Below are 14,429 nucleotides of genomic sequence, written 5' to 3' on the forward strand. Positions count from 1 at the left end.
ATAACCGCACGGGGCAAACGGGGGTGTCCAGAGAGGTGTAACCCCGTTGGCTCATTGGGGCGTTTTTAGCATTAGCGTCAGCGGTGCGTGAAGAAAACGCCCTAATGAGCTATGGCTTTTTGTTTCCCAAAAGCCTGCGGCGGTGTCGGCGGCTTGTCTTTGCCTTTCTCTTTTTGCCAGCCTTGTATGATATTCCGTGCCGTTGTGCCGGCATGATTGCCTGTCGGCACAACGGCATACAGGCTGGGATTGTGCTGCCGTTCCCACAGCGGATTTGATGAGGGGGTGAAAATCCGATGAATTGATGATTTGATAGTCTAACACATTGACATACATTGCAATATACTTTCATCAGCGTTTCATCAAACCGCTCGCCAAAAGAAAAGTGATGTGTGAGGCTGTGTCCGCTTTCTCTTTTCATCAGCCCAATCCTTTTGTTGAGCGTTTGATGAGTATGTAAGTTGCTGTTATTCTTTATGTTTATATATGCTTTCATCATTTCATCAAAATATCAGAGTGTTTCCAGCTGTTCCTTGCTCACCGTGTAGTAGCGTCCAATCCTCCTGACGGGTGAGTAACGGCATTCACGGTTGTAGTCGTATTGGTAGGTGGTGTAGGAAAGCGAATTGGATGCAGGAGCCAGCTTCCAGCACTCCTGCACCACTTTCCGAACCTGCGACTTCTCCACCTTGACTTGAGAGCAGACGAGCAACGGGATGATGTCATTGAGGCAAAAAGAAACAGAACTGACACCCGTGCTTGCCATGATGTCGAGCAGCAGTTCCGCCATTTCTATCTCCAACCGATTACGGTTGCTTCGGATTATCTTCCGCAGGGCATCCGTCTCCAGCAGCTTCGGGTTGAACCACATGCGGCTTTCCTTTTCGGTGGACAACTGCCTGTGTTGCAGGAAATGGAGAAAAGCGGGTATCTCCGCTTTCAGTTTTTGCAGGAAGTCGGTATCGTCATTCCGTAACGGAACTATCTTCCGCACCCAATAGCGTGTCTCTCCTGCGTCGATGATGACGGGCAGGTGTTCGTTGTTGGAGCAAAGCACGAACTTTGCAAAGAAGCCTATCTCGTCACGGTCTTTGCCTTTCGCCTCCACCTTGTAGGAAAGCGTGGTGCTGAGGTTCTTCAACCTTTCGCTGTCCTCACGGCGGTTGAGCAGCACCTCGTCCACCATGATGAGCAGCTTGCCCGCCCAGTCGGAATTGAACTGGCTGCGGAAGTCCTCGTTGGTGTTGAACGTCACGTTGTTTTGGAATACAGCCTTCAGGAAGTTCAGGAACGTGCTTTTGCCCGTATTCCGTTCTTCGGACACGAGCAAAAGGATGGGTAGTTTCTGAATAGGGTACAGATACAGCAGTTGCAGGTAGTCCATGCCCAACTCGTACTGTTCGCCGAAGATGTGTTCCATCAGTGAACGGATACATGGGAAGTCGCCTTGTCGGGGAACATGGCTTATCGGCTCGTAGAGGTTGAGGAACTTGCCGACTACGGGCTGGTAGTCCACATGGTCGGGTACGGTGCAGAAGCCGTCATACTTCGGGATGCCTGCCATGTAGTCCTTGCCGTAGTCCTGCCGCAGGGTCTCGGAGTTCCATGCAATGCGTTTCCTCACATAGCCGCCGTCAATGCGGGGCTGGTTCACAATCTTGTAGAGCGTTGTGCCTACTCGGATGAATTCTTCTTTCTTTTCCATATCTCAAATACAGGTTTTAGTGCCGCCGACACCTTGTCGGCAGGCGGGTTGAACATGGGTGCAAAGCTACGGCAGGATGGCTAAAACCTTGATACGTAAAACTATGCAGAACGGCGCAAAAGAACCCGACGAACAAGAAAATGCGGCGAAACGGATAATGCCAGCCATCAAAAGACGAAAAGAAAAAGCCCGAAGAGGCGGAGATGTTCACTTCTTCGGGCAGACTTGGATTGTGTGAATGCACTGGCGTATTGACACGCAACCGCACCCGCTAACACTTGCACGATGTGCTGTTGCCTAACGAAAGCCAAAGCATTTGTCTGCCTTTTCGCAAGCACAGCCTTTCCAACAGGGCATTGCACACCCTTGCTGTATTTGGCGTATTGATGCGGAAAGCGAGTGCCACGACCATTGGCAAGGCATACGCTTCTGCATAATAACCGTTAGGCAACCTGATGCGCCTTTCCACTTCGTAAGGTTGCAACACTCCACTTTTGTACACGGCTCGGACGGCGGCACGGAGTGTCGGGGCGATTATATCAAACAGCGTTACCAACTCCATTTCGCTCATCCACACATTGGCTATATCGGACGGTATGGCAACCCTGCCGCTCTCGTCCATCGTGATTATTGCCCGTTTCATATCCCTGCCACCTTGATGTTACCGAATGACTTGCTCAACTTGTCGCCCAGCATCGTGAGGTCGTTATCCAGCTTCTCCACGGTTATCTTCGCATAGATTTGGGTCGTTTCGATGTTCGTATGCCCTAAAATACGACTTACACTCTCTATCGGCATACCCTTGCAGAGAGCCAGGGTTGCGAATCCATGACGTGAGCAATGGAAGCTGATGTCCTTATTCACGCCGCATTCCCGTATCATCTTCTTCAACGGCTTGCAGATTGACCAATAGTTCAGATTGGGGAATACGAAGTCGTTTTCTTGGAACGGTCGGTAACGCTCGATTATCTGCAAGGGGATGTCCAGCAGCTTTACTTGGAAAGGTACGCCCGTCTTGTGACGCTTGGAGATAATCCACTTCTCGCCGTTCACCTCCACGATTCGGTCGTTGGTCAGTTCCTTGATGTCCACGAAAGAAAGGGCGGTGAAACTCGCAAACACGAACAGGTCACGGATATATGCCAGTTTCGGATCTGAGAACTCGTGCGTCATCACCGCCTTCAACTCATCCTCCGTCAGAAACTCACGCTCCTTGACATTCGGGCTGATGTGGAACTGCGCAAACGGGTTTCTCGGTATCAGCCCGTTGAAGTGCGCACGCATCACCACGCCTTTCAGCCACATGCACTTCTCCCATATCGTGCCGTTGCGTAATCCCGCTTCCGTGGCGAGATAGACCGCAAACTCCTTGATGAAGTCGGGCGTAAGTTCCAGCATCGACATGTCGCTGCGCTTGTAGAATGACTTGATGAATGCCGCCACATAGTTCCTTGCCACTACCCTTGACTGATAGGTCGCCAGTTTCCTGTCCTTGCCGACACGCTTCTTGAACACCTCGTTCTCACGGTCGAAGGCTTTGAGCAGCGTTTCATACTCGCCGCCTATGCCTTGATAGGCGTTGCGCACCATTTCTGCCGTCACAAACGCCTCACGGTCGGATATGCGTTGGTAGTGCTTGATGATTTGCGCCTTGATGTTGTCGAGCGCAAGGTTCGTTTCCCTCGCCTCCACGCTCTTGCCTTTGGCACGGTTGCCCTTTGCATCCCAAAGTTCTTTTGAGATGCTCCGTTTGCAACTGAACTGCGCCACCGTTCCGTTGATTGTAACCCGTCCCATGATGGGGACAATTCCATTCTTCTCCTTGCTGCCGTTCGCATAGAACAGCACGCGAAATGTGCTCCTTGTCATACTCGTTCTTTTTTGGTTGCAAAACTATAAATCAACGAGTTAAACCTTGACAAGCAAACCTACGCAGAGCGGCGCAAACGGAACGGTGACTGTTAAATCTGCATTTCTGACGGGTAACGATTAGGAAACCGTTCTCTTTCTCCAATCCGCTTTGAAACGCTATTCAGCCCTCTATCCAACTTCCGCGATTTTCTCATAACTACTTAATTCACAGATTACATTGCGTTAATCTGCCGAATTTTGGAGGTTTTTCCATAGATTTTCGCTAAGTTTGCAATAATCTTTAATGCGTAACAGATGATGAGAAAAAACATAGCTGTGGTATTGGCAGGAGGGGTGGGGAGCCGTTTGGGACTTTCTACTCCGAAGCAGTTCTTCAAAGTGGCAGGCAAGATGGTGGTAGAGCATACGGTGGAAGTGTTTGAGACGAATCCGCATATCGACGAAATAGCCATCGTGTCTAATCCTTTCTATATCTCGGAGTTTGAGAACCTGATAATCAAAAACGGATGGAAGAAAGTAAAGAAGATATTGAAGGGAGGGCAGGAGCGTTATCATTCCAGCCTTTCTGCCATCGAAGCATACGCGGGAGCGGATGTTAATCTGATATTCCACGATGCCGTGCGTCCGTTGGTAAGCCAGCGCATCATCAATGATGTGGTGAAAGCGCTCGAAACATACGATGCCATTGATGTGGCACTTCCTTCTGCCGATACGATTATCGAGGTGGAAGGCGATTTTATCAGTCAGATACCCGACCGCTCGCGGCTGAAACGCGGACAGACCCCGCAGGCGTTTTCGATAGACACCATCCGCCGGGCGTATGAGATTGCGCTTAAAGATGCTGCCTTTAAGGTGACAGACGACTGTGGCGTGGTAAAGAAATACCTGCCCGATGTGCCCATCTATGTTGTAGCGGGCGAGGAAAGCAACATGAAGCTGACATACAAAGAGGATACTTATCTGCTTGATAAGTTTTTCCAACTCCGTAAGAGCGAACTGAACCACGAAGCGATAGATATAACCCTGTTGCGCGACAAAGTAACCGTGGTGTTCGGCGGAAGTTACGGCATCGGTGCTGAAGTGGCACGCATGTTGGAACAGCACGGCGGAAAAGTATATCGTTTTTCGCGTAGCTTGAACCATACTGACGTAGGCGATCGCAATCAGGTGAGCCATGCGCTGAAAGAAGTATTTGCAAAAGAGGGCAGGATAGACTTTGTGGTGAACACAGCCGGAGTGTTGAACAAAGAGCCGCTGATAGCTACGGATTACGAAACGATTGTCTCGGCGGTACAGACCAACTACATGGGAACGGTGAACGTAGCCCTTGAAGCCTTTCCTTATTTGAAGGAAACGAAAGGAAAACTGGTGTTCTTCACCTCCAGCTCTTATACACGCGGACGTGCCTTTTACAGTATCTACTCGTCGACGAAAGCGGCGATAGTCAACTTCGTACAAGCCATCGCGCAAGAGTGGGAAGGCTTCGGAATCTGCATCAACTGTGTCAACCCTGAACGGACAAAGACTCCCATGCGGGTGCATAATTTCGGCATTGAGCCGGAAGATACTTTGCTTTCTGCCGACAAGGTAGCAGAGGCGACTCTCCAAACCCTTGCGTCCGACTATACCGGACAAGTAATCGACGTAAAACGAGAAATGGTATGAAGAATCCTTTCTTGACTGAGTATGTGAAACGGAACCTGCGGGCATGTCAGCTGAAACAGCTTGGCATCTTGGAGGAGATAGACCGGATTTGCCGCAAACATCAGATACCGTATTGGTTAGATGGCGGCAGTTTGCTGGGGGCTGTGCGTCACGGCGGCTTCATCCCGTGGGATGATGACATCGACCTTGCCATGCGCCTCGAAGACCTGCAACGCTTCATCCGCATCGCCCCGTCGGAACTGCGCGACGGCCTGTTTCTCCAAACTCCTGAAACCGACCCATCGAGCAAAGAACCGATAATCAAGATACGCGACCTCAATTCGCTGTACCTTGAAAGCGGAGACAATATGCGGGGAGACTATCAAAAGGGACTGTTTGTCGACATCTTTCCGTTTATTGACTATCCCAGTGTGCCGAAGCCGTGGGTAAAGAAGTTTACGAAAGGCATCTCAACGGCATATTCCATCCTGCACGCCCCCCACTATTATTCGTTGCGTTCGCTGGCAGAATTTTTCTGGTTCGGTGCAAAATACGGCATTTACCGGACGGTGTGGAGCGTACTTTGTATGCTCTACCCGAAAGACACCTATATATCAAACGTACTTATCAATAACGGCTACGGCATCATGCACCGCCGCGATTCTATTTTCCCGCTGGGCGAAATCGAGTTTGAAGGAAAACGCTTCAGCGCACCCTGTAATCCCGATGCCTACCTGAAAGACCTGTATCGCAACTACATGGATATTCCGCCGGAAGATAAGCGAAAGATACATGCCATTTACCTGCATCCCGAATTATTAGATAACCGATAAGCGATATGAAAAATGCTCTTGTAGACGTAGCCGTACTGATTCTCTTTTTCAATCGTCCGAATCAGTTGAGTCAAGTGTTCGAACAAGTAAAGAAAGCCCGCCCCTCGCGCTTGTTTCTTTACCAAGACGGGCCGCGCAATGAGAAAGACTTGCCCGGCATAGAGGCATGTCGTAAAGTAGTGGCGGATATTGATTGGGAATGTGAAGTACACCGACTCTATCAGACGCGCAACTACGGATGCGACCCTTCGGAGTACATCTCACAGAAATGGGCATTTTCAATGGCAGACAAGTGCATCGTGCTGGAAGACGATGACGTACCCTCGGTCAGCTTTTTCCGTTTCTGTAAAGAACTGCTTGATAAGTATGAAAACGATACGCGCATCAGCATGATAGCCGGGTTCAACAACGAAGAAACAACGCCCGATGTGCCTTACGATTACTTTTTTGCCACTACGTTCTCAATTTGGGGATGGGCAAGCTGGCGTCGTGTCATCGACCAGTGGGATGAGCATTACTCTTTTCTTGACGATGCTTTCAGCATGAAGCAGTTGAAGAACCTGATTGACACGCGGCGTTACCGGAAAGACTTCGTCTACATGTGTCAGCGCCACCGCGAGCACGGGAAACCTTATTACGAAACCATCTTCCACGCTTCCATACTGTTTGGTTCGGGGCTGAGCATCGTACCCACGCGCAACATGATAAATAACCTCGGAGCCACTGCCGACTCGGTACATTTCGGGAATTCCATCCATACCCTGCCGCGCGGTTACCGGAGAATCTTCACAATGAAACGCTATGAGGTCGATTTCCCGTTGAAACATCCGCGTTACATCATTGAGCATACCGCTTATAAAGAAAGCGTTTACCGCATCATGGGCTGGCGGCATCCGTGGATAAAAATCGGACGTTCGTTTGAAGAGCTGTTCCTTAACGTGCGTTACGGCAACTTTACCATCATCCGCAAAGCAATCATAAACCGAATCAACAAATGGCTGAAAAGAGACCGACACCTTTGACTATTTATTTCTATCATACCCGCCTTACGCGCGAAAGTTACGAAGAGTGGAAACAATTCCGCTTCCCGGGACATATCCTTTACGGGCTTCCCTTGCTGGAGAAATACGGCATCCGCTCGGTGATGCACCCTTACAAAGCATTTGCCTCGCGCTGGAAACTCATGCTTTATACCACCCGGAAGATTCTGTGCTGTCGTGAGAAGTACGATGTGCTTTACGGCACTTCTTTCCGCGGGTTGGAGTTGATTGTTTTTCTCCGCGCCCTCGGCTTGTACCGCAAGCCCGTGGTGATTTGGCATCATTCGGCAGTAAGCCGCGCGTCAAACCGTTTCAGGGAAGCAGTCTCCCGTTTCTTCTATCGCGGACTCGACCAGATGTTTCTTTTCAGCCGCAAACTGATACAAGACTCTATCGCCTCACGTAAAGTGCCCGAAAGCAAGTTGCAACTGATACATTGGGGACCCGATCTCGCTTTCTACGACCATCTGTTGGGCGAACTTCCTGTTTCCCTATCGCGTCACGGCTTTATATCCACGGGTAAAGAACGCCGCGACGTGAAAACCATGCTTGAAGCCTTTGCTCGTACAAACGAAGAGTTAGAAGTATATATCGCCGAAGAAAGTAACGGCATCTCTTACCGCCGGATAGCCGACAGCCTCTGTCTGCCTCAGAACATCCGCATCCATTACACCGAAGGAGTGATACCTTACGTACTTGCACGCAAAGTGGCAGAAGCACGTTTCATTGTTATTTGTTGTCTCGATTATCCATATACGGTGGGACTGACCACGCTGGTTGAGGCTTTTGCATTGGGAATGCCCGTTATCTGCACCCGTAACCCGTATTTCGAAATGGATATCGACAAGGAAGAAATAGGCATCACCGTTCCCTACGGCGACACCGAAGGATGGGTAAATGCCATCCGTTACCTCACCGCCCATCCCGAAGAAGCCGAACGCATGGGGCGCAACGCCCGCCGCTTGGCAGAGGAACGCTTTAACTTGGAGATATTCAGCGGAGAGATAGCCAACACGTTGCTGAAATTCCGCTCGGAATAGGCGTGCAAAATTCTACCCATAGAGAGCGTAAACTCTACGGGTAGAATGGGTAAACGCATCCGCTTGAGTTAAGTAACGCTACCCATAGTATTTTGAGGTTAAATCTGGGTTAGTTTTCTTCGTATTCTTCTATGCAAAACCGGTTGATTGTTACATGCAATGAGTCATAGCTTGACCGATAGGATACCACACGTATTGCCATCCCGTCGTTTGCTTCAAGAATGTACTCGTTTTTTTGTTGTTCATACGATACCACATGTTATTCTGACCGTAGATGAACCTTATCACATTGTCTTTGGACTGGTAATCCCAACTGATTTTGTATTATTTGCCTCGTCAGCATTATTCAGTTACAACTATGGATTTCATGGATTTCGGAGGAAAGCAAGATAATTGCTATTTGATAAAAGAGGGTTTTCTGTTGTGGAAAATAAACGGCGACAGGATTGAAAAAAGATTCCGTTTGGAGGGAAACGGTTCTAATATGATTATACATATTCTGGTGCGGAAAGGAGAGATAAAGTTAAACTCAGACGGCAAACCATATTTGCTGACTGAAGACTGTCTTGCCAATTTCCTCGACAGCCGTTTTCTGGATATTCTGGAGATATCCTGCGATGCCCAAGCATATATGTTGTTTTTAAAAGAACCGTTCATGTCATCCCTGCTAAAAAAGACACCTCCATTTCCGCCCTCATACGTGCAGAAGATAAAAATGTGTCCCATGAGTTTTCAGTCGCCTACAGGCATCAAACTCTTTTTGCAAAGGATAGAGGCTATACAGGGGATTTTTGCAGATCATACCCATCGTTTTCAGGCGGAAATGGTAAAATGTGCACTCTGGATGTTTATGATGGATATGGCAAACGAATACATTCGGCAAGAAGATGAAAGCAAAGGACATACAGAAAAAGAACGCAGGAATACGCTGTTCAAGCAATTCATAAAATTATTGTTTACAGATGTCCGCGAAGGACATTCCGTCAGTTGGTACGCTTCAAAACTCTGTGTAACGCCACAATATTTGAACCGTGTAGTAAAAGACTGTTCTCAAAAAACAGCGTATGACCATATCTGTACCACACTGACCGGAGCCATCATTCAGCAGTTGGAAGATACGGATAACTCTATCTCGCAAATAGCTGATGACCTTTGTTTCCCCGATCAGGCTACGCTGACTAAATTTTTCAAACGGCAAACAGGTAAGACTCCTACCGAATATAGACGAATGTTTACTGACCGTGAATAGCTTTGGTTTCATCAGATAAAAACGAGCGATTGGTAAATCTCAATTTATAAATAGCTAAAAGTGATGTTATGTATATAGTTCAAATAACAGAAAAGAAAAAGCAGTATCTTGACCTCTTACTTCTTGCCGATGAGCAGGAGGAGATGATTGACCGTTATTTGGAGCGTGGCGATATGTTTGTTTTGCAAGATGAGCATAAAAAAGCAATTGCTGTAGCCGTGGTAACGGTTGAGGGCGATAATGTTGTGGAATTAAAAAATCTTGCTGTGCTGAAAGAGGAACAAGGGAAAGGGTATGGTAAGCGCATGATTGAGTATGTATGTAAGTTCTATTCTGAAAAATACCGTATACTATTTGTTGGGACAGGAGATGTTGATGTTACGGTAGGCTTTTACAAGCATTGTGATTTTACTTATTCGCATCGGGTGAAAAACTTTTTTATAGAAAACTATGATCATCCCATTTATGAGGATGGTGTACAACTAAAGGATATGGTTTATTTAAGTAGAAATATTTAAAGGAACAAGACGTCTATCTAATTGCAAAAAGAGTCCCTTATGCGTTTGATTATTTCAATAAGGTAATTCAGGAGCGAAGGTTCTGGATGGAAGTGGCTTTGAATATGGAAAAATTCAGAGTAATGGGCTCCCGATAGAGACCCATAAAGAAAAATCCCTTGAAAGGAATTAACCTTCAAGGGATTTTAATTTCTGTTGCGGTGCGTACGGGACTTTAACTTACACAATCAAGAAATCTCATAAAACTGCAATATACTGATAATAATCAAGTTGTTATAAATCGGCTATATTACTAAATATCATTAAATACCTTTTGCTATTTCAATTATTGGGTGTATATTTGGGTGTTGAATTTCAAACGCACCCAATTATGAATATCAAACGAAACATCATCTTTTCATTGGAAAGCCGGAAGAAGAACGGAGTGCCAATCGTGGAGAATGTCCCTATCCGTATGCGTGTGGTTTTCGCCAGCCACCGCATTGAGTTCACAACGGGCTACCGCATTGATGTCGCCAAATGGGATGCCGACAAGCAGCGGGTAAAGAACGGATGCACCAACAAACTGAAGCAAAGCGCATCGGAAATCAATGCGGATTTGCTGAAATACTACACCGAAATACAGAATATCTTCAAGGAGTTCGAGGTGCAGGGATTCATGCCCACTACCGAGCAGGTAAAGGACGCGTTCAACAGATTGCACAATGGAAAAAAGGAAGATGAGGAGCAGGCTTCGGTGGTATTTCTGCCTTTGGAGGTGTTTGATGAGTTCATCAAGGAGTGCGGCACGCAAAACGGCTGGTCTGATGCCACCTATGAGAAATTTGCCGCAGTCAGGAAACATCTTGAAAAGTTTGACAAGGGACTGACTTTTGAATCGTTGGACGAACCCAAGCTGACAAAGTATGTGAATTTCCTGAAAGACACCGAAGATATGCGGAACACATCCATCATGAAACAGGTCGCCTATCTGAAATGGTTCCTGCGCTGGTGTACCAAGAAAGGGTATTGCATGAACAATGCCTACGAAGATTTCAATCCAAAACTGCGGAGTACCCCGAAAAAAGTGATATTCCTCACATGGGAAGAACTGAACCAACTCAAGAACTATCAGATACCTGAAACCAAACAGTATCTTGAACGGGTGAGGGATGTCTTTCTGTTCTGCTGCTTCACCGGGCTTCGGTATTCTGATGTGCATAACCTGAAGAAAAGCGACATCAGGGACGGATATATAGAAATCACCACCGTAAAGACCGCCGAAAGGCTTATCATCGAGCTGAACAACCACAGCAAGGCGATACTGGATAAATATAAAAATGTGGAGTTTGAGGGGCATAAGGCTCTCCCGGTCATCAGCAACCAGAAGATGAACGATTATTTGAAGGAATTGGGCGAGCTTGCCGAAATCAACGAGCCTGTGAGTGAAACCTATTATAAAGGGAGCAGGCGTATAGATACCATTACACCCAAATACGCATTGCTGGGCACCCATGCCGGAAGAAGGACTTTTATCTGCAATGCCTTGGCTCTCGGCATTCCGGCTCAGGTGGTCATGAAATGGACGGGACACAGCGACTACAAGGCGATGAAACCCTACATTGACATCGCTGATGATGTGAAAGCCAATGCGATGAACAAATTCAACCAACTGTAAAAAACAATCATCAAGTTTCATGGAAAGCCTGTAATTTGGCTTACCTTTGTGACTTTCAAAGCATACAACAATGAGCAACAACGATAACAATATAGAGAAAAGAAGTTTCGAGGCTTTCGTCAATGCCATCGGTTCGGAAATAGAGCAGGCGCAAGTCCGGCTCATCAGTGCAGCCAATGCGCAGATGCTGTTCCATTACTGGAAGATGGGCAACTACATATTGTACCATCAAAACCTGCAAGGATGGGGCGGCAAGGTCATCAAGAAACTGGCGCAGGCGATACGGTTCAATTATCCCGAAAAAAAAGGATATTCGGTCAGGAACTTGGCTTATATGTGCCAGTTCGCACGTTCATATCCATTGAGTGCATTACGGAGTTTCATCGAAACCGATGCGAAATTGATTACTCCAAGTGTGCAAAGAATCACGGATGAAATCCAAAGCCTGAACAATGTTTCATTTACGCAAGAACCTCTTGCGCAAATACAATCCTCAGACAACAAGGGAGTTGCAATTGTGCAAGAACCTCTTGCACAAATTCAGGATGTAGCCCAGACAGTAGCCGCCGTTTACCGGATGCCGATAGAGGACATGGAAAAACTGTTCCTTGCATCACCTGTTGCAAGAATCAATTGGGCAAGCCATGTGATTCTGCTGAACAGTTCGCTTCCGTTGGGTGTGGAATACTGGTATATGAAGCAATCCGTGGAAATGGGCTGGAGCAGCAATGTCCTGAAAATGCAGATTGAAAGCAAATTGTTTGAACGGCAAATCAACAGCCACAAGGTCAACAATTTTATCGCCACGCTTCCTGCACCCCAAAGCGACCTTGCCAACTACCTGTTAAAAGACCCGTATATCTTTGACTTGGCTGGAGCCAAAGAACGTGCGGACGAAAGGGACATAGAGGAACAACTGGTGAAGCACGTTACCCGTTACCTGTTGGAGATGGGCAACGGATTCGCCTTTGTCGCAAGGCAGAAGCATTTCCAGATTGGCGACAGCGATTTCTATGCCGACTTAATCCTGTACAACATAAAGCTCCATGCATACGTAGTTGTGGAACTGAAAGCCACCCCGTTCAAACCGGAATACGCAGGACAGTTGAACTTCTACATTAATGTGGTGGACGACAAACTGAGGGGAGAGAATGACAACAAGACCATCGGGCTGCTGCTATGCAAGGGCAAGGATGAAATTGTAGCGCAGTATGCGCTGACAGGCTATGACCAGCCTATCGGCATCAGCGACTACCAACTCAGCAAGGCAGTACCCGAAAATCTGAAATCTGCGTTGCCGAGCATAGAACAGGTGGAAGAAGAACTGACAATGCTTCTTGACAATGAAAAGAACAAACAAAAGTAAGACACCTATGGCAGACAAGATACAAACGATAATCCCCCGATACGGAGAACTCAACAGAATATACAGGGACTATATAGACAATCGCGTTTTCTCTTTTGACAGGCAGAAATTCATTTCCGATTTCTATCAGGAATATAGTGACACAAAATCTTTTGAAGCCGCCATCCTTGAACTGGTGCTTGACAGGCAAAAAGAACAATACACTCTGATACTCAACAGCCTGAAAACCGAAATAGAAAAGAGCATACAGGCCTATGAAACGCACCCCATAAGTGACAGTGCGATAGAACGTGCCTGTTATCAACATATGGAAAGGTATTCCCTTGAAATTAAAGCCCAACTGGATGTCACAAGAAGCCTGAGCAAGCCGCTGAATGAAGCCAACAACAGGTATGATTCCATTGGCTATAGGGAACATACTGCCGAAGAGGAAAAACAGGCGGAGAAAGAATATGAACGCTGCAAGGCTGAATATGACAAGGAAAGAGCTATACTGAACGAACTCTATGACCAACAAAAGGCAGCAAGGAAAGAGGCATTCCAATATATGAAGAACCGTTGTGCGGACATATACCGTCAAAGCTGCCTTTTTCTGGACATATTGAAGAAATACATTCCTGACGGGAAACGACAGGACGAGCCGGGCAAACCCGTCAGCCAGAAAGAAACGACGGGCGAACAACAAGAATATTTCAGCATGAAATTGCTATCTCTCATCCATGAAGTATGTGTGGGAGAACAGTTCGAAGAAATTTCCGCACCGGATTTCTATGCCAACATGAACCTGCACCCCTGCAACTGCAAGCTGAAAACCAAACCGAGAGAGAAGATCCGTGTATGCTATCTGATATTTCTGATGAGCGAAAAGCTCCCCAAACAGGACAGGGACAAATGGAAAGCCGGAATACTGGGACTGCTGGATATTGACGACAGCTACTACAAGTCCAAGTACAAGGAGCCTGTTTCCGATTTTCCGAGTGACAGCAACCAGAAATTCGCCAAGGAAATGAAACATATATTCAGATAATCCGTGATATATCCTGATTCTTTACGAAAGTTCCACTTTTACCACTCAAATTAATTTTTGAGTGGTATTTTTATTTTCTGATATTCAATAAGATACAGCGATGATCGGATTATACCGTCCCCATCCTTACCACCCATAACCCTACCTAATTTTGCACCGTTCGAGAACAGAAATAACAGCCAGTGCGCAGGGCTGATTGTTGAATCAAAAAAGTAGAACTATGCAAAATCTACAAGAATTATTATCCAAACCCGTCTGGCAGATGACGGGTGAAGAGTTCATCATGTTAAGCAGACACGCTTCCGTTCAGACGGAAGCGCAGCCACAGCCCGTAACGGACACAAACAGAAAGTATGTGTACGGAATACCCGGCATAGCCAGACTGTTCGGATGCAGCCTGCCCACCGCCAACCGCATAAAGAAAAGCGGAAAAATAGACAAGGCTATCACCCAGATAGGGCGCAAGATTATCGTGGAC

The 14,429-nt window shown here is 47.0% G+C and carries 14 protein-coding genes; 11 read left to right on the forward strand and 3 right to left on the reverse strand.

Going from position 1 to position 14,429, the window contains the following annotated elements:
• Positions 1-511: 511 nt before the first annotated feature.
• On the reverse strand, positions 512-1,705 hold the full coding sequence (locus tag M3085_RS12680) for a primase-helicase family protein (protein WP_249053181.1): 1,194 nt from the start codon (positions 1,703-1,705) through the stop codon (positions 512-514).
• An 88-nt stretch (positions 1,706-1,793) separates the two neighbouring features.
• On the opposite strand from M3085_RS12680, the gene M3085_RS12685 reads away from it, so the two are divergent.
• Complete coding sequence (locus tag M3085_RS12685) at positions 1,794-1,943, forward strand: hypothetical protein (protein WP_249053182.1); 150 nt, start codon at positions 1,794-1,796, stop codon at positions 1,941-1,943.
• A gap of 33 nt (positions 1,944-1,976) precedes the next feature.
• Here the strand turns inward: M3085_RS12685 and M3085_RS12690 are convergent, their stop codons facing one another.
• Both M3085_RS12690 and M3085_RS12695 read right to left on the reverse strand, forming a co-directional pair.
• Positions 1,977-2,348: a hypothetical protein gene (locus tag M3085_RS12690; RefSeq protein ID WP_249053183.1), complete on the reverse strand. Its 372-nt coding sequence runs from the start codon at positions 2,346-2,348 to the stop codon at positions 1,977-1,979.
• Complete coding sequence (locus M3085_RS12695; RefSeq protein ID WP_249053184.1) at positions 2,345-3,574, reverse strand: site-specific integrase; 1,230 nt, start codon at positions 3,572-3,574, stop codon at positions 2,345-2,347. Before M3085_RS12695 ends, M3085_RS12690 begins: the two co-directional genes overlap by 4 nt.
• Before the next feature lie 300 nt (positions 3,575-3,874).
• Here M3085_RS12695 and M3085_RS12700 point away from each other — a divergent pair, with 300 nt between their 5' ends.
• From M3085_RS12700 to M3085_RS12745, 10 genes are all read left to right on the forward strand, one after another.
• A complete protein-coding gene (locus tag M3085_RS12700; RefSeq protein ID WP_204501126.1) occupies positions 3,875-5,242 on the forward strand; it encodes a bifunctional cytidylyltransferase/SDR family oxidoreductase in 1,368 nt (455 codons plus the stop codon).
• Entirely contained in the window at positions 5,239-6,054 is an 816-nt protein-coding gene (locus M3085_RS12705; protein WP_178256047.1) for a phosphorylcholine transferase LicD, read from the forward strand. Before M3085_RS12700 ends, M3085_RS12705 begins: the two co-directional genes overlap by 4 nt.
• 5 nt (positions 6,055-6,059) lie before the next feature.
• Entirely contained in the window at positions 6,060-7,076 is a 1,017-nt protein-coding gene (locus tag M3085_RS12710) for a hemolysin activation protein (RefSeq protein ID WP_249053185.1), read from the forward strand.
• A complete protein-coding gene (locus tag M3085_RS12715) occupies positions 7,049-8,134 on the forward strand; it encodes a glycosyltransferase family 4 protein (protein ID WP_249053186.1) in 1,086 nt (361 codons plus the stop codon). The genes M3085_RS12710 and M3085_RS12715 overlap by 28 nt, the downstream gene beginning before the upstream one ends.
• A gap of 484 nt (positions 8,135-8,618) precedes the next feature.
• The gene (locus M3085_RS12720) at positions 8,619-9,383 is read left to right on the forward strand and encodes a helix-turn-helix domain-containing protein (protein WP_249053187.1); all 765 of its coding nucleotides are present in this window, start codon (positions 8,619-8,621) and stop codon (positions 9,381-9,383) included.
• Between the two features lie 68 nt (positions 9,384-9,451).
• Positions 9,452-9,901 (forward strand): GNAT family N-acetyltransferase, encoded by a 450-nt coding sequence (locus tag M3085_RS12725; RefSeq protein ID WP_249053188.1) that lies wholly within the window; start codon positions 9,452-9,454, stop codon positions 9,899-9,901.
• A 370-nt stretch (positions 9,902-10,271) separates the two neighbouring features.
• On the forward strand, positions 10,272-11,558 hold the full coding sequence (locus tag M3085_RS12730) for a site-specific integrase (protein ID WP_249053189.1): 1,287 nt from the start codon (positions 10,272-10,274) through the stop codon (positions 11,556-11,558).
• A 70-nt stretch (positions 11,559-11,628) separates the two neighbouring features.
• Positions 11,629-12,924 (forward strand): YhcG family protein, encoded by a 1,296-nt coding sequence (locus M3085_RS12735; RefSeq protein ID WP_249053190.1) that lies wholly within the window; start codon positions 11,629-11,631, stop codon positions 12,922-12,924.
• A 7-nt stretch (positions 12,925-12,931) separates the two neighbouring features.
• Positions 12,932-13,951 (forward strand): hypothetical protein, encoded by a 1,020-nt coding sequence (locus M3085_RS12740; protein WP_249053191.1) that lies wholly within the window; start codon positions 12,932-12,934, stop codon positions 13,949-13,951.
• A 220-nt stretch (positions 13,952-14,171) separates the two neighbouring features.
• On the forward strand, positions 14,172-14,429 hold a 258-nt coding region (locus M3085_RS12745; protein WP_249053192.1), incomplete at its 3' end, for a DUF3853 family protein.

The organism is Bacteroides caecicola, assembly GCF_023337095.1.
Lineage (GTDB): Bacteria > Bacteroidota > Bacteroidia > Bacteroidales > Bacteroidaceae > Phocaeicola > Phocaeicola gallinarum.

What these genes read in the sequence shown, in the direction of transcription:
- M3085_RS12680 (WP_249053181.1), bottom strand. Translation starts at nt 1,705, where the DNA reads ATGGAAAAGAAAGAAGAATTCATCCGAGTAGGCACAACGCTCTACAAG.
- M3085_RS12690 (WP_249053183.1), bottom strand. Translation starts at nt 2,348, where the DNA reads ATGAAACGGGCAATAATCACGATGGACGAGAGCGGCAGGGTTGCCATA.
- M3085_RS12695 (WP_249053184.1), bottom strand. Translation starts at nt 3,574, where the DNA reads ATGACAAGGAGCACATTTCGCGTGCTGTTCTATGCGAACGGCAGCAAG.
- M3085_RS12700 (WP_204501126.1), top strand. Translation starts at nt 3,875, where the DNA reads ATGAGAAAAAACATAGCTGTGGTATTGGCAGGAGGGGTGGGGAGCCGT.
- M3085_RS12705 (WP_178256047.1), top strand. Translation starts at nt 5,239, where the DNA reads ATGAAGAATCCTTTCTTGACTGAGTATGTGAAACGGAACCTGCGGGCA.
- M3085_RS12710 (WP_249053185.1), top strand. Translation starts at nt 6,060, where the DNA reads ATGAAAAATGCTCTTGTAGACGTAGCCGTACTGATTCTCTTTTTCAAT.
- M3085_RS12715 (WP_249053186.1), top strand. Translation starts at nt 7,049, where the DNA reads ATGGCTGAAAAGAGACCGACACCTTTGACTATTTATTTCTATCATACC.
- M3085_RS12720 (WP_249053187.1), top strand. Translation starts at nt 8,619, where the DNA reads ATGATTATACATATTCTGGTGCGGAAAGGAGAGATAAAGTTAAACTCA.
- M3085_RS12725 (WP_249053188.1), top strand. Translation starts at nt 9,452, where the DNA reads ATGTATATAGTTCAAATAACAGAAAAGAAAAAGCAGTATCTTGACCTC.
- M3085_RS12730 (WP_249053189.1), top strand. Translation starts at nt 10,272, where the DNA reads ATGAATATCAAACGAAACATCATCTTTTCATTGGAAAGCCGGAAGAAG.
- M3085_RS12735 (WP_249053190.1), top strand. Translation starts at nt 11,629, where the DNA reads ATGAGCAACAACGATAACAATATAGAGAAAAGAAGTTTCGAGGCTTTC.
- M3085_RS12740 (WP_249053191.1), top strand. Translation starts at nt 12,932, where the DNA reads ATGGCAGACAAGATACAAACGATAATCCCCCGATACGGAGAACTCAAC.